20 protein-coding genes, 1 other RNA gene and 1 pseudogene are annotated in these 20,112 nt (G+C 46.9%); 13 read left to right on the forward strand and 9 right to left on the reverse strand.

What is annotated here, in order from left to right; genetic code table 11:
* The 7 genes from LVD12_RS07805 (at nucleotide 1) to LVD12_RS07835 (ending at nucleotide 5,894) form a co-directional block, all read left to right on the forward strand.
* Complete coding sequence (locus tag LVD12_RS07805) at nucleotides 1–627, forward strand: HAD family hydrolase (RefSeq protein WP_237067147.1); 627 nt, start codon at nucleotides 1–3, stop codon at nucleotides 625–627.
* 6 nt (nucleotides 628–633) lie between these two features.
* Entirely contained in the window at nucleotides 634–1,266 is a 633-nt protein-coding gene (locus tag LVD12_RS07810) for a TerD family protein (RefSeq protein ID WP_439651336.1), read from the forward strand.
* Nucleotides 1,267–1,361: 95 nt separating this feature from the next.
* Nucleotides 1,362–2,447 (forward strand): phosphoribosyltransferase domain-containing protein, encoded by a 1,086-nt coding sequence (locus LVD12_RS07815; protein WP_237067148.1) that lies wholly within the window; start codon nucleotides 1,362–1,364, stop codon nucleotides 2,445–2,447.
* Between the two features lie 24 nt (nucleotides 2,448–2,471).
* Nucleotides 2,472–3,212, forward strand: coding sequence for an HAD family hydrolase (locus LVD12_RS07820; protein ID WP_237067149.1), 741 nt, complete (start codon nucleotides 2,472–2,474; stop codon nucleotides 3,210–3,212).
* A complete protein-coding gene (locus tag LVD12_RS07825; RefSeq protein WP_237067150.1) occupies nucleotides 3,209–4,315 on the forward strand; it encodes a cysteine protease StiP family protein in 1,107 nt (368 codons plus the stop codon). Before LVD12_RS07820 ends, LVD12_RS07825 begins: the two co-directional genes overlap by 4 nt.
* Nucleotides 4,312–5,181 (forward strand): HpcH/HpaI aldolase/citrate lyase family protein, encoded by an 870-nt coding sequence (locus tag LVD12_RS07830; RefSeq protein ID WP_237067151.1) that lies wholly within the window; start codon nucleotides 4,312–4,314, stop codon nucleotides 5,179–5,181. Before LVD12_RS07825 ends, LVD12_RS07830 begins: the two co-directional genes overlap by 4 nt.
* A 104-nt stretch (nucleotides 5,182–5,285) precedes the next feature.
* A complete protein-coding gene (locus LVD12_RS07835; protein WP_237067152.1) occupies nucleotides 5,286–5,894 on the forward strand; it encodes a TerD family protein in 609 nt (202 codons plus the stop codon).
* Nucleotides 5,895–6,084: 190 nt separating this feature from the next.
* Here LVD12_RS07835 and LVD12_RS16255 read toward each other — a convergent pair whose 3' ends face one another.
* On the reverse strand, nucleotides 6,085–6,393 hold the full coding sequence (locus LVD12_RS16255) for a DUF4236 domain-containing protein (RefSeq protein ID WP_369413372.1): 309 nt from the start codon (nucleotides 6,391–6,393) through the stop codon (nucleotides 6,085–6,087).
* Nucleotides 6,394–6,420: 27 nt separating this feature from the next.
* A pseudogene (locus LVD12_RS07840) lies at nucleotides 6,421–7,545 on the reverse strand (IS3 family transposase).
* A gap of 354 nt (nucleotides 7,546–7,899) precedes the next feature.
* Between LVD12_RS07840 and LVD12_RS07845 the strand changes: the two are divergent.
* The 6 genes from LVD12_RS07845 (at nucleotide 7,900) to LVD12_RS07870 (ending at nucleotide 13,773) form a co-directional block, all read left to right on the forward strand.
* Entirely contained in the window at nucleotides 7,900–8,331 is a 432-nt protein-coding gene (locus LVD12_RS07845) for a hypothetical protein (protein WP_237067153.1), read from the forward strand.
* A 308-nt stretch (nucleotides 8,332–8,639) separates the two neighbouring features.
* Complete coding sequence (locus LVD12_RS07850) at nucleotides 8,640–8,957, forward strand: hypothetical protein (protein WP_237067154.1); 318 nt, start codon at nucleotides 8,640–8,642, stop codon at nucleotides 8,955–8,957.
* A gap of 530 nt (nucleotides 8,958–9,487) precedes the next feature.
* Nucleotides 9,488–10,012, forward strand: coding sequence for a rolling circle replication-associated protein (locus LVD12_RS07855; RefSeq protein ID WP_237067155.1), 525 nt, complete (start codon nucleotides 9,488–9,490; stop codon nucleotides 10,010–10,012).
* A 994-nt stretch (nucleotides 10,013–11,006) separates the two neighbouring features.
* On the forward strand, nucleotides 11,007–11,627 hold the full coding sequence (locus LVD12_RS07860; protein ID WP_237067156.1) for a hypothetical protein: 621 nt from the start codon (nucleotides 11,007–11,009) through the stop codon (nucleotides 11,625–11,627).
* Nucleotides 11,628–11,651: 24 nt separating this feature from the next.
* Nucleotides 11,652–13,151 (forward strand): tetratricopeptide repeat protein, encoded by a 1,500-nt coding sequence (locus LVD12_RS07865; protein ID WP_237067157.1) that lies wholly within the window; start codon nucleotides 11,652–11,654, stop codon nucleotides 13,149–13,151.
* A 139-nt stretch (nucleotides 13,152–13,290) separates the two neighbouring features.
* Nucleotides 13,291–13,773, forward strand: a complete 483-nt coding sequence (locus LVD12_RS07870; protein ID WP_237067158.1) for a hypothetical protein — start codon at nucleotides 13,291–13,293, stop codon at nucleotides 13,771–13,773.
* 86 nt (nucleotides 13,774–13,859) lie between these two features.
* On the opposite strand, the gene LVD12_RS07875 is transcribed toward LVD12_RS07870, so the two are convergent.
* The 7 genes from LVD12_RS07875 to LVD12_RS07905 all read right to left on the reverse strand — a co-directional run bounded on the left by LVD12_RS07875 (nucleotide 13,860) and on the right by LVD12_RS07905 (nucleotide 20,106).
* Nucleotides 13,860–14,594, reverse strand: coding sequence for an N-formylglutamate amidohydrolase (locus tag LVD12_RS07875; RefSeq protein ID WP_237067159.1), 735 nt, complete (start codon nucleotides 14,592–14,594; stop codon nucleotides 13,860–13,862).
* Between the two features lie 73 nt (nucleotides 14,595–14,667).
* Nucleotides 14,668–14,976 (reverse strand): hypothetical protein, encoded by a 309-nt coding sequence (locus tag LVD12_RS07880; protein WP_237067160.1) that lies wholly within the window; start codon nucleotides 14,974–14,976, stop codon nucleotides 14,668–14,670.
* A 53-nt stretch (nucleotides 14,977–15,029) separates the two neighbouring features.
* Complete coding sequence (locus LVD12_RS07885) at nucleotides 15,030–15,401, reverse strand: gamma-glutamylcyclotransferase family protein (protein WP_237067161.1); 372 nt, start codon at nucleotides 15,399–15,401, stop codon at nucleotides 15,030–15,032.
* Nucleotides 15,394–16,107, reverse strand: coding sequence for a hypothetical protein (locus LVD12_RS07890; protein ID WP_237067162.1), 714 nt, complete (start codon nucleotides 16,105–16,107; stop codon nucleotides 15,394–15,396). The genes LVD12_RS07885 and LVD12_RS07890 overlap by 8 nt, the downstream gene beginning before the upstream one ends.
* 479 nt (nucleotides 16,108–16,586) lie before the next feature.
* Complete coding sequence (locus LVD12_RS16260) at nucleotides 16,587–18,125, reverse strand: tyrosine-type recombinase/integrase (RefSeq protein WP_237067163.1); 1,539 nt, start codon at nucleotides 18,123–18,125, stop codon at nucleotides 16,587–16,589.
* A 119-nt stretch (nucleotides 18,126–18,244) separates the two neighbouring features.
* Nucleotides 18,245–18,632, reverse strand: a transfer-messenger RNA (tmRNA) gene (gene ssrA, locus LVD12_RS07900).
* A gap of 97 nt (nucleotides 18,633–18,729) precedes the next feature.
* Nucleotides 18,730–20,106, reverse strand: coding sequence for a sodium-dependent transporter (locus LVD12_RS07905; protein ID WP_237067164.1), 1,377 nt, complete (start codon nucleotides 20,104–20,106; stop codon nucleotides 18,730–18,732).
* Nucleotides 20,107–20,112: the final 6 nt, after the last annotated feature.

A 20,112-nucleotide genomic window follows, 5' to 3' on the forward strand; every position in this document is an offset into this window, starting at 1 on the left:
TTGTTTGATTTTGATCAAACTCTGATCCGGGAAAACTCTCTTGGCTCTTTGTTTAAGTCTGTATCAGGGCATCGTCTCATATGGCCACACGCGGTCCCAGCATTTTTTACTAAGAAATGCTGGAGCGCTGGTGTGAGACAGGCGATCAAAGAGCATCTTTACAAGCGGTATCTCATAGGGATTAGTGAGTGTCAATTGTATGAGCTTGGTCAGAAGCAGGCTCACAGTTACACACCAATTTCGGAAGTCGTGGACGCATTGCAAAAGCATGCTGCTGGAAATGGTGAAGTATGGATTGTCACTGCATCACCAGCCCCGTTTGTACGAGGTATCATTGATAGTTTGGGTTGGCCATATCACTGTCTGATCGGGACGAATTTACCAGAAGTGGATGGGCTGTATAACGGCGACTTAGGCTTAGAGTGCTCCCATGAGGAGAAAGTCATTAATATTAATAAAGCTGTTCGCAAGCAGAATGGTTTAGTCGACCTTGAGCTTGCATACGGAAATTTGCCACCAGATCTTCCGATGTTACTAATGGCAGAAAAGGCATTTATTGTCACTGAAGGTAAAGTACGTAAGCTGAGAAAATGTCATACTTTATCAGTAGATAATGTATTAACTTAATTGCCTGTGCAATTTTGGCGAATTGTTTCGCTTATTGATGAGAAAAATGGAGAAAATGTTATGGCCGTTTCTTTGTCAAAAGGTGGGAATGTTAGTCTGGAAAAGACTAATCCTGGAATCAAAAAAATTCTTGTTGGTTTGGGCTGGGATGAGCGTGTAACAGACGGTACGGATTTTGACCTTGACGCCTCTGTTTTTCTGCTAGCTGATAACGGTAAGGTTCGCGGTGACCATGATTTCATTTTCTATAACCAGCTAACATCGCAATGCGGTTCAGTTGTTCACCAGGGTGATAACAGAACCGGGGATGGAGATGGTGATGATGAAGCAATCAAGATTGACCTGTCTGCCGTGCCTGCTGCTATTCAGAAAATTGCCGTCACTGTTACAATTCATAACGCGGAGGCAAATCGTCAAAATTTTGGACAGGTTGCAAACGCATTCATTCGCATTGTCAACGATGAAACAAATGTAGAGGTTGCCCGCTACGATTTGACCGAAGACTATAGTATTGAGACGGCGATGATTTTTGGTGAACTCTATCGCCATAGTGGAGAGTGGAAGTTTAAGGCGGTTGGCCAGGGGTTTGCTGGAGGTTTGGCTCCGATGGCCCAGGAGTATGGCGTCAACATAGGCTAAAGCTTACAGCCAAAGAGCTTGCAGGTGGATCTTGCGAGCTCTTTTAAAAAATTAGTTTTTCACTTATACACTAGATAATCTAGAAAAATAAAAATATGCATTCAGAGTGTATCAGTATTGATGCTGGACAGTTGATTTTAAACGTGCGCAGAGCCAAGCATCCAATATCAGAAATACTTGATTTTGCTTGCCGAGAAAACCCTAAGCGTGGGTTTCTTTTTGTTTCGAAAATACTTGGTAAGCATATTCCCGTCAGACCCAGCAAGATGAGAGCTATATATGACGAGTTCGCTGAGTATATAGAGCCTGGAGACGATACATATGTAGTCGGGATGGCTGAGACTGCTACAGGGTTAGGTGCGGGAATTGCAGATAGCCTAAGTAGGCGGCAGAAGCCACCTGTTTATTATCAGCATACTACCCGCAATAAGCTGAATAAGCCACTCTGGTTGGAGTTAGATGAGATTCATAGCCATGCTGTGGATCAACTGTTATATGAGCCGTCACCTGAGCATTTAGAGGGTATAAGGCAAGCTAAAAGGCTGATACTTGTAGATGATGAGATATCTACAGGGCGAACAATTAAGCAGCTCGCAAAGAAATTGCTATCCAATCTGCCGTATGTTAGAGAGATCGTTATTGTATCTCTAGTTAGCTGGCTATCCGAAGATGCTACTAGGGTTTTAAAAAATTTTCCTGTTTCGACTAGGTTCATATCATTGGTTGAAGGGGATTTTTCATTTATACCGAATCCAGAGTTTTCGGCGGAGCTACCTCCGATCGTTGATCGTGCTCTTGCCGAAACTCAAGCTCTGACCAACGTTGGTCGCTTTGGGCTTCTAATGCCATACCAAGGATCTGTGCCAGACCTAAATGTACGAAATTCACTTACTGTGGTCGGAGATGGAGAGCACCTTTATTTGCCGTTTCTTGCAGCAGAGCGTGCAGAGGCCAAAGGTTTGGATGTTCTTTTCCAATCGACCACACGATCACCCATTCGTGAAGGTCAGGCGATTAAGTCTAAATTAAGCTTTTCGATTGATGAGCGGCCGGTAAAACATTTCATATACAATTTAGCCGATGATCCCGCAAGGGAGGTTGTCGTTTTGCTAGAGGATGAGCGAATGCGACCTATGCATCAGTTGGCTAGGCAATATCCAGCGTCATTGAGAGTTGTTTGAATGGTAGGCACAAGCAAAATTTACGTGTTTACTGATCTTGACGATACGCTGTTCCAAACACAAAAAAAACTACCCCCTGGACTTCGCACGGCACCGGCTGCGCTAGACAAGAAAGGGGTTCCCCAATCATTTTTAACATCACAACAATCAGCTCTAATAAGTTTGTTTTCTAGTCAAGGGGCTTCGATAATTCCAGTAACAGGAAGAAATCAGGCTGCATTTGATCGCCATGTCCTGAATCCGGATTTGTTTTCAGGGTTGCGTATTTTATCTCATGGAGCGATCGTCTCTGATTGTGGTGGTCGGCTTTATGAACCTTGGCGTGATTATCTCCTTGATAACTACGATTTGGAGGATTGGGGTCGAAAATTAAAAAGCGCACTTACTAAAGTTCAATCACTCATTACAAGTTTATCGTTGCGTTTGCGTTCTCGCGTGATCTCTGAGCATGGAATTGTCGCATACGTAAGCATCAAAGCTGACAATTATGACCATGCTGAAAGTTTGCTGATGATTTTAAAAAATGAAATAGCAACGGCTTTACCAAGTGGATTTCGGGTGCATTCTAATGGCAACAATTTAGCATTGTTAGCTCCTTATGCATCTAAAGAGTGTGCAGTACGATTTGTAATTAATGAATTGAAGCTTAGTGCTAATGATCTCGTTATTGGATTGGGTGATAGCATTACTGATTTCCCTTTTTTACGAGAAACTCATTTCGGAATGTTCCCAATCGGAAGCCAAATTGATAGGGGATTCCTTTGAGTACGTCAAATAAGAAACCTATTCTCGGTAGCTACCCCGCGGAAGACTGCCTTTTCTTACTGAAGCCTATAAAAACAGAATATCATACTGTAGAAGATAAAGAGACTTTGATTCAACGCGGAAAATTACATTATTCAGAGATAATACATAAGGAAAATATACCTAGCTCAGAATATACCAGTCTATTTTTTGAGTTGACTCAACAGTATAAGCAGCGGCTTGCAGATGAGGTTACACTACTTGCCTCAATCATAGATCAACGTGTCAGTGATGCCGTCTGCTTAGTTTCACTTGCTCGAGCAGGCACTCCCATTGGAGTGTTGTTAAAAAGAGCATTAATGCATCATTATAAAAAGAAAAGCACGCATTACAGTATTAGTATTGTGCGCGATCGTGGCATTGATGAAAATGCTTTAGATTTCATACTGAAACAGGGACATAAAACTAATTCTATCGTATTCATTGATGGGTGGACGGCAAAAGGTGTTATCGCATCGGAGTTGCGTAAGAGCATAAAAAACTACAATGAAAGTCGCGGCACCTGTGTGCCAAGTGAGCTTTTTGTAATATCTGATATCGGAGGCTGTGCTGATTTTTCTGCAGGCAGTACTGATTACACGATACCTAGTGCGTTGATGAACTCAACCATTTCGGGATTGGTGTCAAGATCAATTTTAAATGAGCAAATAAGAGATGATGACTTTCATGGTTGTGTAAGGTATGACCACCTCAGGAAGGCGGATCTATCGCTTTGGTTTGTTGATGAGATCAGCGATTGCTTTAGACCTATCAAATATAATGCTCAATCTTTTGTTTCAAACAGAGAGCGCCGGAGGATGACACAGTCATTTCTCAATGCTCTCAAATCACGCTATCAAGTTTCCGATGAAAATCGGATAAAGCCAGGTATCGCAGAAGCGACACGTGTATTACTTCGTCGTATACCTGATCTGTTGCTTGTAAAAAATAGGCTTTCCGGAGATATAAAGCATCTCATACGACTGTGTGATGAAAAGAAAATACCTTACCTTGAGATGCCTGAGATGCCTTTTGGAGCCTGTGCACTCATCAAAGATGTTGTGGTGGAGGCGGCTGGAAAATGACGGCTGATTATTTTTCATTGGGGGCGACTTTATATACACCATGCACACACCCAAACCTTGAGCGTATTTTCCAGCGTGGGTTGGGAGCGCGTAGCATGGTGTACTGCACCGAAGACTCTGTAAATCCGCAAGAGTTGGGTATAGCTCTTGAGAATCTTGCCAATGCCTTGTATTTATTTAAACCAAATAAAGAATTCCTTCGTTTTATCAGGCCAAGAAATTCCGTAGTTCTGGAAAAAATTCTGTTAATGCCCGGGATAGAAAAGGTTAACGGTTTTGTTCTTCCCAAGTGTGACCTACACTCGTTACCAAATTATTTGAGTGTTTTGCACAAGGCCAAAAAGCGATTTTCACTAATGCCCACTCTTGAAACAGAGCAGATTCTTGATCCTCTCGTTTTACCTAAAATTCGTGACATTTTAAATCAAATTAAATCTAGGATAATTTGTTTACGAATTGGTGGGAATGATCTGCTTAACCTAATGGGACTTAAACGTTTGCCTGGAATAAGTGCATACGATACGCCTTTACGTTCTATTATTGATCAGCTGTTGTTAACATTTAGGCCAGTGGGATATGAAATTTCTGCGCCAGTGTTTGACTTTATCGATGATCGTGCCACCCTGGCAGATGAAGTCGCACGTGATATTAGCTACGGAATGTTTGCTAAAACAGCAATTCATCCGTGTCAGTTACAGGTTATCGAAGAGTTATATACGCAGTATGCAAAGATTCACATGGAGCAAGCTAGGGCAATTTCTGCAAATGATGCTAGCGCCGTGTTCTTAATGAATGGCCAAATGATGGAGAGAACGTGTCATCGTACTTGGGCGAGGCGCACATTGGCATTAGTGAGTCATGTTTAAGTGCTTGGGTGTCTTCTAATTTTAACTGTTGACTGAATATTTTTATGTGTTTCGATCGCTCTCGCGAAAGATTGGTTGAGTAACAACAAAAAAGGAGCTTCACAATGGCTATTTCTCTGCAAAAAGGACAGCGAATTTCGCTGGAAAAGAATGGAACTGCTTTGACACACGTATGCGTTGGTGTGAATTGGGGTGCCATTACTAAAAAAGGTTTTTTCGGTGGAGTCAAGAAAGAGGCGGTAGATCTAGATGCTTCTGTCGGTATTTTTGATGGCAGTGGCAACCTTCTTGATGCGATCTACTTTGGGCAGCTAAAGTCTAAATGTCGCGCTGTTCAGCATAGCGGTGATGATTTGACCGGAGATATGGACGGTGATGATGGACTCGATAATGAAATTATTACTGTTGATTTAACAAAGATAAACCCAGCCGCTTCCTGTATAGCATTTGTGCTAAACAGTTTCCGGGGGCATGATTTTAAGGATATTCCGTTCGCGAGTATTCGTATTTATGAGGGTACGCCGACTTCCGTAGAAAGTGTTTTCGCGACATTCGACTTAGCTAATGACTCGACGTTCGCAGGTAAGGTTTCTATGGTAATGGGTAAATTATATAAAAAGGGAAGTGAATGGAAGTTCCACTCAATCGGTGAGTCGACACCGGATCGAGGATTAAAGGAAACTCTTTCAACGTTTGTTCGCAGTTATATTTAATTTTTGCTTGGGGCGCAGTAGACATAATGGGATCTTATTCAGTTATCTCTCTGTCGCCCTTCAAGTAATTATAGGAGTAAAAAATATGTGTGGGGTTTTATTCGTATTTTATTTAATTTTTGAGACTAGTTGCTTCTTAAATCATAAATAGTTCAAATAATAAAAGTTTATCATGCTTACTGGTTTGATATCAGAAAACAAATATTAATATAAGTCCTATTGCTATCAGCGATATTAGTAAAGCTCCCCTCCCCCCGCTTGATTGCTGATGTTCTTCGCTAGATCGGTGCTTACTGTATTTACTTTGAGAAACCCCTGCTCCAGGTATTCCTACAGTTGTTCGCGTTCCTTTTTTTGTGACATTTATTGTCGCACCTGGTCGCCCAAATGAAATGCTACTTCCTCGCTTTCCAATATTAATTCGAATGCCTTGGCCGATTTTTATACTTTTGCTAAATCTAAAACCCAAAAGATTCTTCCGTTTAGCTTTGTTGAGCACAAGGTTGCACTGACCTGCCCCCAATCTTCAATCCAACCGCGACTTAGTAATGTCCGTGGTGGTTGATTCTTTTTTATCCTGCCTCAGCGCGGCAGCAAACTCAGCCGGAGTCTTGTAACCAAGTGATGAGTGTGGCCGCAGCTCGTTGTAATCCTGCCTCCATGCGCTGATGATCTCCCGCGCATGCAACAAGACGCTGATCCAGTGCTCATTTAGGCGTTCATCGCGGAATTTGTCGTTGTAGCTCTCGATGCAGCCGTTCTGATTCCGCGGTCAAAGCTGAATTATTTTCAGTTTTACTCCATTCTCATAGTCCTGCTAATCCAGGCCAATACGGTGAACTCCGCCCCCCTAGTCGGTCCTGATCGGCTTTGGGTAGCCCCGGAATGCAGCTATAGCTTCCAGCGTGCGCGCCACCTGATGCCCAGAGATGCGCTGCCCCGGGGATGTCGTCGCACTAATTGGCGAAGTCTTCGACAATATTTAGGCATTTGATACGTCCGCCGTTGGCTTCGGCATCCATTACGAAGTTGATTGACCAGACTTTATCAGGAGCTTCTGGAAGCTCAAGGGTCTGAGGTTCGACCATAACGCTCTTACGTTTGAGCTATCGCGCGCTGCGAGCCCGGCCTCGACGTACAGCCGGTAGACCTTCATGTGGTTAACCTTTAGCCTCTCTTACCGAAGCATCTGATGCACCCCGCGGTAGCCGAAGCGGATTCACTCCAGAGTGATTGCCTTGATGGGCGCGGCCAGCTCTGCTTAAGGGACATTCTGACACTGATATCGTATCGCTGCGCGGGATAACAAGACCAGTGAACAGGCTTTGCGCTCCGAGATGGTCGTCTCCGACTGCATGGTATGCACGGCCTCAGGCTTGTCCCCGACGGCTAGTTCTTTCAGTTGAGGGCAGCCTTGGAGCCTCATGATCAAGCATGGACTCGTTCAACATCTTCTTCAGACGGGCATTTTCTTCTTCAAGTGCCTTGAGGCGGCACGGTTCCGCAACCTATATACCGCCATACTTCTTGCACCAGTATAGATGGGGGCATCCGACGTGCTGTACTTGCGGCAGAGCTCTTTGAGCGGGCTGCTGGCCTTTGCCTCCTGCAGGATCCAGGTGATCCGCTCTTGGGTGAATCGATTCTTGATGTCAATCTCCCTCATTGTTGATGATCATTGCCAGAAGCTGGGCGGGCTAGAAAGCGGGGAGCAGCTCTAAAGGCGTAAAGTCTGCTAGCGCTGGTCTTATCGCGATCATAGCTGGGTTCGCGAAGAAGCTATGGAGTTTTATTTTCCTTCCATATATATTCTTTTGGAATTGGGTTAATGGACTTTTTTCTGCGAGAGTCGATAATACCTAGGAAGGGATGGCAATAGTGATGGTTCGCGCAAACGTCTACCAGGCCGAGGGGCTCCGACGCCCGGTTGTTTACATGCGAAAGCTTATGAGCAGTCACTATGTGAGGAAAGTTGTGCACTCAGAGGAAAATGGAGGACTCGCTCATGGATTACTACCATAAGGTTCAGCCTAGTTCATCCCGTTGGTGGATATGGCCATTGCTGCCGTTTGCTGCATTTATCGGCGCTACCATTGGTGCATTCCTTCTTACATTGATGCAATGGTTTGGATTAAAGATGCAGGGCGGCTTTCAAGAAGATGGTTGGTATTATTTATATATACTCCCTGTGATTTCATCGGCTGCGTTCGGATGGCTGTATGCACTCATAACACTACATCTTGCCCCTAGAGGAAAACTTATTACCGCCTCTGTAATGGTTACTGCTCTCGGGGTACTTATAGTAATTGGTCTGCTTTTTGAGTGGCTAAATCAAGATCGTTCTGTAGGGCATTCGATTCAAATGACGATAGGAAGCATTGCCACCTTGTCTGCTGCCATTGCAACCATAGTCACCGAGAGAGATGAGTTTGAGTGAGAATTCCCCAAAATAGCTAACCTAACCAAATAGCACCGAGGTTTTCTGACAAGCAGTGCACGTGTTTTATTCGCGGTCAGCTCGTACCGCGAGGGGCGCTGTTTAAATATCGGTTAGTAATAGTTTTCTAAAACCGGGAAAAGGCGCAAACTTAGGGCAAAAGGGAGACCTGATCGCATCAACTACTAGATGAGAGACCGAGCCTCTAGGAGCTTTGCAACGAAGCTTTTCATCGTGCTTTCTCTTTACCTAAGCGAACACGCCTTCGCTGAATCCGAGAAAAACAGATACGAAATTGCTATCTGACTTTGAGCGCCTTTGAATGCGCCTTGCTCGCGCCTGATGATGGGGAAGCGGGGCGCCTATTCATGTTAGGTTTTGGAGCTGGGCGAGAGTTCATTGGTTACGTCAACGCCTACCACGATGGATACGTGAATGATTTCAAGCCCAAAGTGGCCGTTATTTGGAACCTGACCAGTGGTCCCTCTGTAGATTTCATACTGGGGCAGATCTGCGCAAATAGAGTAAACGATGTATACGAGAAGTTCGGCTCTGATTGGGAGCAAAAGAAAATGATGAAGCAGGACATGTATCGGAAAAAGAACTACGCTCTGCTCGGCAAGTAGGCGATGATTGGAAAATGACTGGCGTGGCCGCTACCAGCACCAGTTCCCCGCGATTCATCCTACCAGTGCCCATCATCCTGGACACCTTTCCAGCTCATCAGTAGGGAGTCACAAGACCTCAACCCCTCGGAGGGGTTTTGCCCGCATTGACAATCTTTGGGGGGCAGACTCAGTGACTTCAATTCTGAATTATTCTTAAAAACTATACGGTTATAAAAACAGTTCGCCTCCCGCCATCGTGTAAATGAACAAGGGTAAAAGTGATCGGAGCAGCATAGATACCCAGTTTTGTGCCCAATATGCCATTTTAATTGCGAAATTCAGAACTCTAGTACCGATTTATTGCGAAGTGTCCCAGTTTGGAGGGTTTTTCCTAGACGAGGGCTATCTCCCGTATAAATAGATGTAATAGCCCGCAACGACTGTGAACGTGATTTTCCGGAATCAGCATGCAATCGAGGATATTTCAGGCGGAATCAAGTTAAGTCTTGTTGGGGAAGTTATATCTAAAAGAATCACTATGGGAATTCATGAAACAAGAATATCGACAAGGAATCATTGATTTCATCAAGATGCAGCCAAACAAGATTCATCTTACACTGACCTTCCGGGAAGGAACCACTGAGCGTCAAGCAGAAGTAACGCTAAAGCGACTGTTATGGGAGGTGATGGGTCGCCTAAAACGCAGATTCTACAAGAAAAAGCAGTTTTTGACGGGTATCGTTTCCAAGGAGCTGCAGTCCAATGGGACAGTGCACTTTCACGCAATTATTGCAGACCCGCACGGACTAGTACAAAGCAGACAGCAATTTGAAGATCTCGTGCGCTTTCGTCTGTCAAAATATCCTGTAAGCCAGTTCAGCTCAAAGACAGTTACGGATATCCATAAAGGATTTTCTGTCCAGGAGTATTACGATAAAGGCGATTGTGCGCTTGCTAAGTACATAACGAAGTTATTTGAAAATTGGTCAATAAGCTTTGATGCTGCACAAAACTCAATAGGTATCATTGGAGAGGGTGACATCGCCTTTGGAGGTTCCATCGGCAGGCTCTGATCTTTGTGTCCTGAGTTATTTCATCTAGCCTCAATTAGGCTGAGGATATGCAGTTCCGAAAAGGTAGTTTAGTTCACTTAATACAACACGATGTCAGCGAAAGATAGCCTGATTCCAAGCCAAATATTCTATGCAAATCCTGGCTATTTTTGATCGTTTTTGATCGAAAGGGTCCAGATACTGCAATCCATCGAGTAGGTAATATCTAAACTATTGCTACACGGCCCGCAGGAGCTCTCTCAAACGCTTTGTATAGTGACACATCACCCGCCCCTCTAGGGCATAAACAGCCGTGAAGAGCTTTTCAGGAGGCTAGAAGAGGGGCGGGCGTCAGGATTGCACCAGTAGTTTCATACTGATTTGATCAATAAACCCTTTAGTCAAATTTTGGTCATTATCTACCCAAAACGCCAGTTACCCCCAGAGTGAAACGAAGGGTAACCCTGCCTCGGATTTAACCCAGAACTTCGCCTGTTAGCGCCGCAGCTTCGTCCCGTCACCTGTTGGCAGGGTTTCTGGTATGGAAATCACAGGGGTACCGAAATACCACCAGAATTCACTTACTTATCCGACCATTCCATGCGGGTTTCAGACCACCCCGGGACAGGTACCGAAACTACATATCTTCGGTACCCCTAAAGGGGGGTAGGGTGGCATATAGGGGGATCGACCCCTATGCGATTTACGGCAGTTAAGCCTGCGGCAGTTTTTCGCTTCCCAGAAACCCATTCTCTAAAAATTTTTCCCCAGAATTTTCCCCAGGGGGTATCCCCTTTTGTCTGTCAGTCCAATTGGGCAGTTTCCTGGGGAGGCGCCGGAAAACTCGAATTTGGTGTATTACTAGGGCCGGACTAGTTATATCCAATTACAATAGGGCACAAACCGGTTCAATCCAGAGCCTAATGTGATTAAGATCACAAAGTTATTTGGCTGATAAAAAATAAAAAAGGCACCACGATCTGAGGATCGGAATCGCCTGGGATGGGGGAGCGAGTTGGCAGTTGAACAAGTTTTAGTCAGCTGGTTTGGGGGTAAAGACCTGGCGGCAGTGCAGCAAGGTTGGCAGCAGCTTGAGCCTGTAGCGCAGACACTGGCGAGCCAGTGCTTTGACCGTGTGGAGCTACTACATAACTATCCGCAGCTCGATGTGGTCCCCTACCTGGAATGGCTGGTAGTGAGAAGCCTTGCTGCCGCAACGGCCACCAACTGTAGCCTCTCCTCACCCGTGAACTTCGGGGAGATCCACCAAGCCGCCGAGGCGGTTCTTTCGAGACTGGCTCAAAAATTAGCCACTGAGCGGCATATCCTGTTAAGCCCGGGGACCCCCGCCATACAGACGGTCTGGATTCTCCTGGGCAAGACGCGTTTCCCTTTCACCTTCTGGCGGTCCTCCTTGGAAGACTGTGTGAGCAGGGTGGAAATACCCTTCGAGATCGTCACAGAGTATGTGCCGAGAGTCGGCAATGTGGGATCGTGGGGCATTAGTGGCATGGCGAGTGCCAGTGCCCCCATCAACGCATCCTACCCCGAAATCATTACCCAGAATCCGCAGATGGAGCGCCTCAAAGGTCAGGTAGCCATTCAGGCTGAGCGGAAAGTGTTCTCATTATTGTAATAAGTTCCATAAAAGGTGACTTTAATGAAAAATAAAAAAAAGGGACGAAATGTGGGGATGAATTTTATAAATAAAATTAACAGTTTTTTGTCCGTGATAATATTGCCAGCTCTATTATCACAGGGCGTAGCTTCGGCGGAGATAGCGAGTGGCAATACTGAAGTGGCCGCCGCCTCAGAGATCTCTCTCTCTGAGTGGAGAGAATTAGCTCTGAAGGGAGATGTAGATGCTTATTTTAATCTCGGTGTCATTTATTCTCAGGGATTAGGTGTTGAGAAAGATTATGGCGCTGCTTTTTACTGGCATAGGCGTGCCGCGTTAAAAGGAGAGGTAGAATCTCAATATGCCCTTGGAGTTATGTACGGCGAAGGGCTTGGTACATACAAAGATATAGATGAATCCTTGGCGTGGTACCGATTAGCAGCGGAAAATGGTAGTCGTGAAGCTCAATTCAGTTTGGGAATCATCTATGCCAATGGCGAGGGAGTCGAAAGAGATCCCGCGGAGGCAGTAAAGTGGTACCTTTTAGCTGCAGATCAAGGCCATGTTAGTGCCCAATACAATCTAGGCATTAGTTATGATGTTGGTGAAGGGGTGCCGAAAAATCATAGCGAGGCTGTGAAATGGTATCGACTTGCAGCAAACCAAGGCGATGCTTTAGCACAATATAACTTGGCATTAAGTTATGACTACGGCCAGGGAGTAGAGAAAGATGAAGAGGAAGCCTTTAGTTGGTACCAGCTATCTGCGGGTCAGGGTTATGCCAACGCCCAAAATAATCTTGGCGCACTATACTATGACGGACTTGGCGTTCCGAAGAATGCTGAAAAGGCGGCGAATTGGTTTCTTTTAGCAGCGAAACAAGGCCATCCTGAAGCGCAATATAATTTAGCGGAATGCTATTTCACTGGGAAAGGCATAGCTCAGGATCGTGCCGAAGCTAGTAAATGGTATCGAAAGGCTGCTCAAAGCGGAGATGCTAATGCACAGTATGCTCTCGGTTTCATTTACGATGAGGGAGAAGGTGTTGATAAAAATTATGCCGAAGCGCTGAAATGGTACTTGCTTGCAGGCCATCAGGGGCACCCGGGTGCGCAGTACAATTTGGGTGTTAACTATGATTTAGGCAAAGGTGTAAAAAGGGATGCTGAGAAAGCTGTAAGCTGGTATCAGCTTGCTGCTGATCAAGGGCATTTCGATGCACAATATAACTTGGCGGTATCCCTCGAGCATGGCGAGGGTATAAAGAGGGACATAACGCAAGCAATGGTCTGGTATAAGCGTGCGGCCGAGGGAGGTGTAATGGAAGCTCAATATGCGCTGGGCTTAAATTATGCTACCGGTAAGGGTGTAGATAAGAGCAATGTCATTGCTTACGCCTGGCTTACTTTGAGCGCGGAAGCTGGTTATGAGGATGCCAATGAGGGAAAAAAAATTATATTGGGACGCTTATCTGGTGAGGAACTTGATGAAGCTCGCGTTTTGGCGGAGGAACTCTCCCATAAGATCGACTTGGATCAATGAAATTTCACGATATGAAGTCAATCCAACTGAACGAATTTAGCTAGGACATTTATTGTACGCCGGAGAGCTCTGATCGGTTATGTCTCTATTATCTGTGATACATACAATGGGTTTAGATTAAACGGTGGGAGCAGGTTCCTTGATTTCAATAAAAAAAGTAATTTTATCACTCTTGGCCTTTTTATCTATTGTTTCACTTGTCGTGTCTCTGACTATCAATTCAATATTGGGCCTATTTAACTTGGCAGTCGTATCTGCGTCACAGCTTCAAAAGCTTCAAGCCTCGCAGCTGCTACTTGATAAGATGAAAAAGCGACATAATGATAAAAAGGCTCGCACGACAAAAAAAATGCTGAAACGGGCACCTAAGCGGTTGGGCGCCGGAGCACTGAGCGTTGTTCCGTTGGCAGGGACAGCCGCAATGGCTTCAGCAATTGTTGCACTTGAAGTGGCAGACTATTGCGATGAACAGAAGGAGCTTACCATAGATCAAAATTTGCTCTATGGGACTGAGGAGGAGTTCAACTTTAAGAAGTGTTCAGACGAGGCAGCGGAGGACCTTGGGAAAATCTTATCTGAACTCACCAACTTTGGTGATCGAGAGAGCGTAAACAATAATTGATAAATAAATAGTTAAATTATCGGAAATTGTATTGTGAATTCTATATGTAGAACTCTCTTACATTGATCTTGTCCATTCCATTTTCCTTAAACGATTGCCCTCAAGATTTCGGAAACGTCTTCTTTCAATTGATTAAAATGGCTGTTTTTTTCAGAGGAATCTTTTAAGAGATATAGATCCCGATTGATTTCAATCATTACAGACTTAACCTTAGGGTTCTTGTTGTAGTATTGCTCGGGAACAATAGAGCCTGAAAATGGCACGTTGATACTGGCTCTATAGCCTTTTGCTCTGAAGGATTCCAAAAGAGCTTCAGAGAGCTTCCTTGGCGTATGGAAGCTATCGGTCCCGATGCACACATCAACTCGGTTGTTGTGGTACCGTGGCGGTTCGAAGGGTAACGGATCCTGGGGATAGCTGTGAGCATCGATTATCAGTGCCACACCAGCCTTTTTTAGTTCTCTGGTGACAGCCTCGCTGAGCTTGCGATGGTGCGGCCGATAGTATCTTTCTAATAAATCGTGCCGGCTTTCGTCTGCGTGGTCACGTAAGTTAGCCCCACCAGTCGTTTTGGTGTAGATGGCGCCAAATCCATATTGCGCTGCAGTTTCGTCGCTATCGTCCTCAAATCGCTCAGGGTCTGTAATGATACGGCTCACTGGATAGCACACAGAGTAAGCCCCAGGAATGTCGAAAAGCTCATCTGTATACCAGTCTGTTAAGCGTAAAAGTTCATGCTCCAGGTCGGCTTGATCAAGCAGTAATGAATCTCTTTCCCTAGGCGGAATAAACGTCGATGAGTGAGGGATATGAATAATCATATTTAGGTAGCTTCACTTAGCATAAAGAGGCTGAAAAAGATCAACGAAAATCGGCACTTCGGCGGTTGTGTTGTTAGTCAACATCACTATTGAGTGATGCTATATAGTGAGCCCGGTCTTCTAGTCGACATAGATTCCATTCCCATTCTTTAAGGCTTGGGGGATCTGGATAGTCTTCGTCCCCGGGAAGGGGACCATATAGATGTCTTTCTTTGATGATGTCAGTCAGTGCTGACATATTAAATGTGTTGTCTTCGTATTCTGAAATTGAGTGCCAAAGTTCGATATATTGAGTCTCCTCTTCCGTTGTTCTCTCTTGTTTGCACAGGGACAAGAGGGATCCGGTAGCTCGAATATATTCTTCTTCAGTCTTAATCTTCATTGAGTTCCTGCCTTGGAAGTAATACGTGTGCGATCGTTTAAAGAACCAGAGAGCTAAAGAGGTGCCTCCCAATACCCAGAAGCGATTACTTTGGTAAGGTTGTTGGCGTCAACCAGTTGTTTTTCTGGGAGCAGATAGAGCCAAGCATTTCCAAAGCCCTCAATCCAGCGAAGCTTTCGACAAAAAAATGTCGGGTGTCCCTCAAGAATGTCCAGCTCCGTCATGGTTGTCTTCGCGGCGCTATATACTTCCACGTGGATGCATGTAGCTCCCCTCTCAACAACGCCAGGGAAGTAGGTTAGATCAACCATGGTGTATCGGTTTTCCGTCTTGTAGGTCCCTATATAGTCACTGCCTGCCAGAATAGGGTGGTTATAGAACCCTTTCTTCAGGGAGCCATAAACCGCGACAAAGTGATCACTCATTTTCTTGCCCTGAATTCATTGTGGTAACCAGATCACGATATTCAAACAATCGCGCAAATTCTGGCCATATTGGTGATGATTGGAGCAGGGGCCAGTTATTACATTCACTGTTCATCAGTTGGAGGCAATGGGATGCCCAGGTAGTGTTGATGTCGCCCCAGGAGCGCTTTTCCTTGGGGTTCAGGACCTCTTGAGTAAAATCTCTATAGCAATTGAATAACGTCTTATGAAAACTGAGGTTCGTCAGTTCACTATTGATGAGAGTAGGTAGCAGATTTCCCCACGCGAAAAGTTCGATAAAAAAAGCCATATATTTACTACCATCATACCCGGAGCCACGAAAGTTACGGCCTGCCGTAGCGGGCAAAGTCTTCTTAAGAAATCTCTCAGCCTGAGGTTGACGGTTAGTGGATCCGAGAAGATTAACGATAGAGCAAGCTACAACTGTCGGAATGTAGATGAAGTCGACGCGGGCGTCGCTAGGCATTGCATAGCTATCCGAGAGGTTGATGAAGCCATCTTTTCTTTGGAATTTAGAAAAATACTCGATGGCTGACTCCATCAGTATGCCGTCGTTTAGTGATTCCCCGTTTTCAAGTTTTTGGCGGAGAGTTCTAAGCCAACAAATCCACTCCCAGTTGAGTTGATGCAGTTTCTTTACGTCGAAGTCAGTGATTGGTTTTGAAAAAGAAATTGGTAGATCCATAGGCTTTTTCCCATTGTCAGGCTCAATAGTCGGACACTAAGTATGAAAATCCGAAGGAAGCAATGGCATCATTGCTCTTCGATGTTTGCCATGTGGCGCGAGCGCTTGAGGATCGCGGCTACAAAGTGATATCGGCAGACTCTAGGGCTGCTCGGTGGATTACTTAGGGGGCAAAAAGAGAGTGCGCGCTGTTGAATCGAGGTTTTTCCGGTTCGCGGGCAGCCAAGCTGGGGGCTTTGTTGCGGACGTGGGTGTGCTGAGGCAAGAAGAGTGATTGATTCGCGAGATACATAGATGGCTCCTTGATCTGAGGAAAATCAAGGCAACATCACGCCTGAAAGCTGCGGCTTCCATTAGCGCTTTAGCTGAATTTTTGAATCGCCCGCAAGTTGCCAGTTAAATCGGCGATCCAAAAATGCTACCAAAGTTTGACCTTTTGGTCAAGCTCTGGTAGCTGCGGGCGAGTCTGGGCGTAGTGCTTAGTGTTTAAATGGTTTTACATTGCCAGTGATATCCCTGAATGAGATTTTATGCAGCGCCTCTTGCTTGAGCTGAAGCATTTGGCTGTGTGAATAGGTTGTGTTCTCACTGCCACTTGCCATCTTGTGGCCAGTAATTGCGGAGCGTAGTTCCGTCGGTATGCCCACTTCCTGTAGCGCGCTCGTCAGTGTATGACGAAAGGCATGGTTATCCTTGCGGTCGAGGGTGTCTCTTTTCATGCCAGCCTGTTGGAAGAACCCAGGCCTGCTACCTTCTCCCAACGACCATCGCTGGTATTTGCGGGCAAAGCCATGCTGGGCTGTATAGGTGAGATCGACAAACAACTGTTTGCCGCCGCGTCGCTTGTGACGAACAGAGTCGACGAACTCCAAAAAGCCTAAGTCCAAAAGTTCCTGGTGAATGGGGATCTGTCGAACAGATGTAAGAGTCTTTGTTTTCTTCGTTGCTGAGTCTTCATTAATGTCCAGGACCCAGATGCCATTAACTTGCTTCACGTCGTGGCAGTGAAGTTGGCAGATCTCCTGAACACGTGCTCCTGTGTAGAGCAGCAGTAGGGGAACCCAGTACTGATAGCTGTGCTTAAAGGATGCATTCTGATACTGCTCGGAGCTGAATAGCGCCTTTAGATCATCAGTGGCTAGGTTGCTTCTCTTCTTTTTGGCTTTTTCCACGCTCTTTGCGTCGATGCGGTGGACACTAAAGTAGTTGTTGGTAATGCCGAACCAGTTGGCCTTGATGGCATAGTCAAACATTTGGGTGATGCGCCCCAGGATCTTGTTGACGTTGGAGGGAGACATCCTCTCCTTTTCCAGCGCCGCCTCGATCGCCTGGCCTAGATTGAGATCGCGAAACTTGCTGCTCTTATTCCTGTTTTTCGGGCATTCCTGTAGCTTGACGAGTACAAACTCAGCTATGTCATCATTCAGCTGGTCAAGGTAGCGGATGCTGCCAGAGTGCAGGGCGAGCACTTCGAGAAAAGTCTTGAAGTCGCCTTGATAGTTGAGGCGAGTGCTGTCTGACCAGCTTTCCTTCTTGCGTTCGACATATTTGTCCACGAGATCACTGATCTTGTGGCGAGTAGTGTCGGGCGCAAGTGAAAACGGCTGGTCGAGGCTTGCGCTTGTGGGCGCTGCCGGTGATATGGGCTCTGACGCAGCTTCTGACTGGGCGCGTAAGGGGGCGATCAGTCGGTGGAATGCATCGATAATGTTGTTGATATGAAACTGAGACTCTGGATTTTCTTCAAGCGAGTTTACAGCTAGAGAAAAGTCTCCATAAGAAAGAGTGACACCATTGGAGGTCATTTGGATTGTATGGTGTATATGCCTTTGTAGCAGCAGAGCCGCTACTATGCCCACACGTTTTATGGTCTTTATATTTTGGCCGTGGGGCATTCCCAAGCTGACCTTGATCTCCGACCTTCCGGTCAGGTCCCTAAGGGGCTTAGGTACTCGATAGCGAAAGTACAGCGTACCGCTGGGCTGTCGCTTAAAAATATAGCGGCTGACCTTATACACTCGGCGGATTCCTGTCAAGCGGTTTCTGGAACTTTGTGTACCAGCGCGTGTACCACTTGTCGGAATCAGTCGAGTTAGAGATTAAAAATCTCTTTAAAATCAACCACTTATGTCAAAATTGGTGGAGATGGCGGGAGTCGAACCCGCGTCCGTCAGCACTCTGCCAGAGGCTCTACATGCTTAGTTCCATCAATTGATTTAGCCGCATACAGCCCGATGGGCAGGACGTAATTGGCGAGCCTGTGAAAGTTTTAACCGATCCCCGACAGGCGCGGTTCACGGCGATCCAGTTCTGTATGACAGCCAGCAGCGCGGTACTGGAACCTTGCTGAAGGCTGCTAAGGGCGAACCCTTAGTAGTGCTTCACGGGCCGCTTACGCAGCCAGTTGGGCACCGTAGTTGTCGTCGTTGGCAACTAATAAAATGCAGCTTTGGATTTACGTGATTCGCTACCATCACGGCATGCACCCATGGTTTCGTTACCGGCGTCGAATCCAAGTCATCCCCGATAGGAAACCTTACAAGGTTTAGAGGCGAGTATACCCGAATTAGTTCCGCAACCATATCCCCGCAAGGCCCCGCAGGACGGGGCCCGGGGCATGGATCAGGCAAAGATGTCCAGTATGCGGCTGAACAGGCCAACAGACTGGGCAAAGGCAGCCAGGATCAATACCGGGCAGACAATGCGCACGTACCACGGCCAGACCTTCCAGAACAGGGTGCTGCCGATGTTTTCGTGACCCTTTTTCAGCTCCATCAGTACCTCATCCCTGCGCCAGATCCAGCCAGCGAAGATACATAGGGCTACTCCGAGCAGGGGCTGGCCGTACTCGGTGCTGATGGTGATGACAAGCACGAAGAGGGCGTCGAAGTTGAAGATGATCAGGCTGCTGATCGCAAAGATGACCAGCCCTACCAGCAGGGTCGCCCGCTTGCGCCCGAGTTTTAGGTTCTCGATCGAAAAGGCGACCGGCACTTCCAGCATGGAGATGGAGGAAGTCACTGACGCAATGGTCATCAGGGCAAAGAAGGCAGTGGCCACAAAGAGGCCCGCAGTGCCCATGGTGTCGAACAGTGCCGGCAGTACCTGCAGGATCAGGTCGGGACCGGCGATCAGCTCGCCGCTGGCCGCAAAGATCTGGGTGCCTGCTTCCTGCGCTACATACATTGCCGGCAGGATCAGCAGGCCGGCGGTGAAGGCGATGCCCACGTCGATCAGGGTCACCAGAGCACCCAGGCGTGGCAGGCTCTCCTGTTTGCTGAGGTAGGAGCCGTAAATGAGCATGGTGCCCACGCCCAGGGACAGGGAGAAGAAGGCCTGGCCCATGGCGGAAATGACCAGCTCCCATGAAAAGTGGCTGAAATCCGGGATCAGGTAGGCCTCCAGGCCTGCCATGGCGCCCGGCTGGGTCAGGACGTAGATGATCAGCAGCAGTAACAGGATGATCAGGGCCGGCATCAGCAGGGTGGACCAGCGCTCAATGCCTTTCTCGACCCCGCTGGCGATGATCACCATGGTCATGCTGCTGAAGATGGCGGCAAAGAGCAGGTTGCGGCCGATACTGCCTGTGGTCAGCCAGCTTGCCACATCATCGGCGCCAAACAGGCGGGCAAAAGGTTCTGCCAGGTGCGCCACCATCCAGCCGGCGACGATGGAGTAGAAGCTCAGGATCAGGGAGGCCACCACGATGCCGCCGAAGCCGGTCAGGTTGCCGAAGAGGCGGCTTAGTGGTCCGACAGAGATGCCCCGCAGTGCCTGAACCATGTTGCGGCGGGCGTGGCGGCCGATGGTGAGTTCCGCCATCAGTGCCGGGTAGGCCAGCAGGAAGGCGAGGATGAGGTAGACCACTACAAAGGCGGCACCCCCGTTCTGGGCCGCCTTGGTGGGGAATCCCCAGATATTGCCCAGGCCGACGGCGGAGCCCGCCGCAGCCATCAGAAAGCCGATATTGGAACTGAACTGTCCTCTTGGTGCACTCATGGTCAA

Origin of the sequence: Microbulbifer guangxiensis (assembly GCF_021729075.1) — a bacterium.
Lineage (GTDB): Bacteria > Pseudomonadota > Gammaproteobacteria > Pseudomonadales > Cellvibrionaceae > Microbulbifer > Microbulbifer guangxiensis.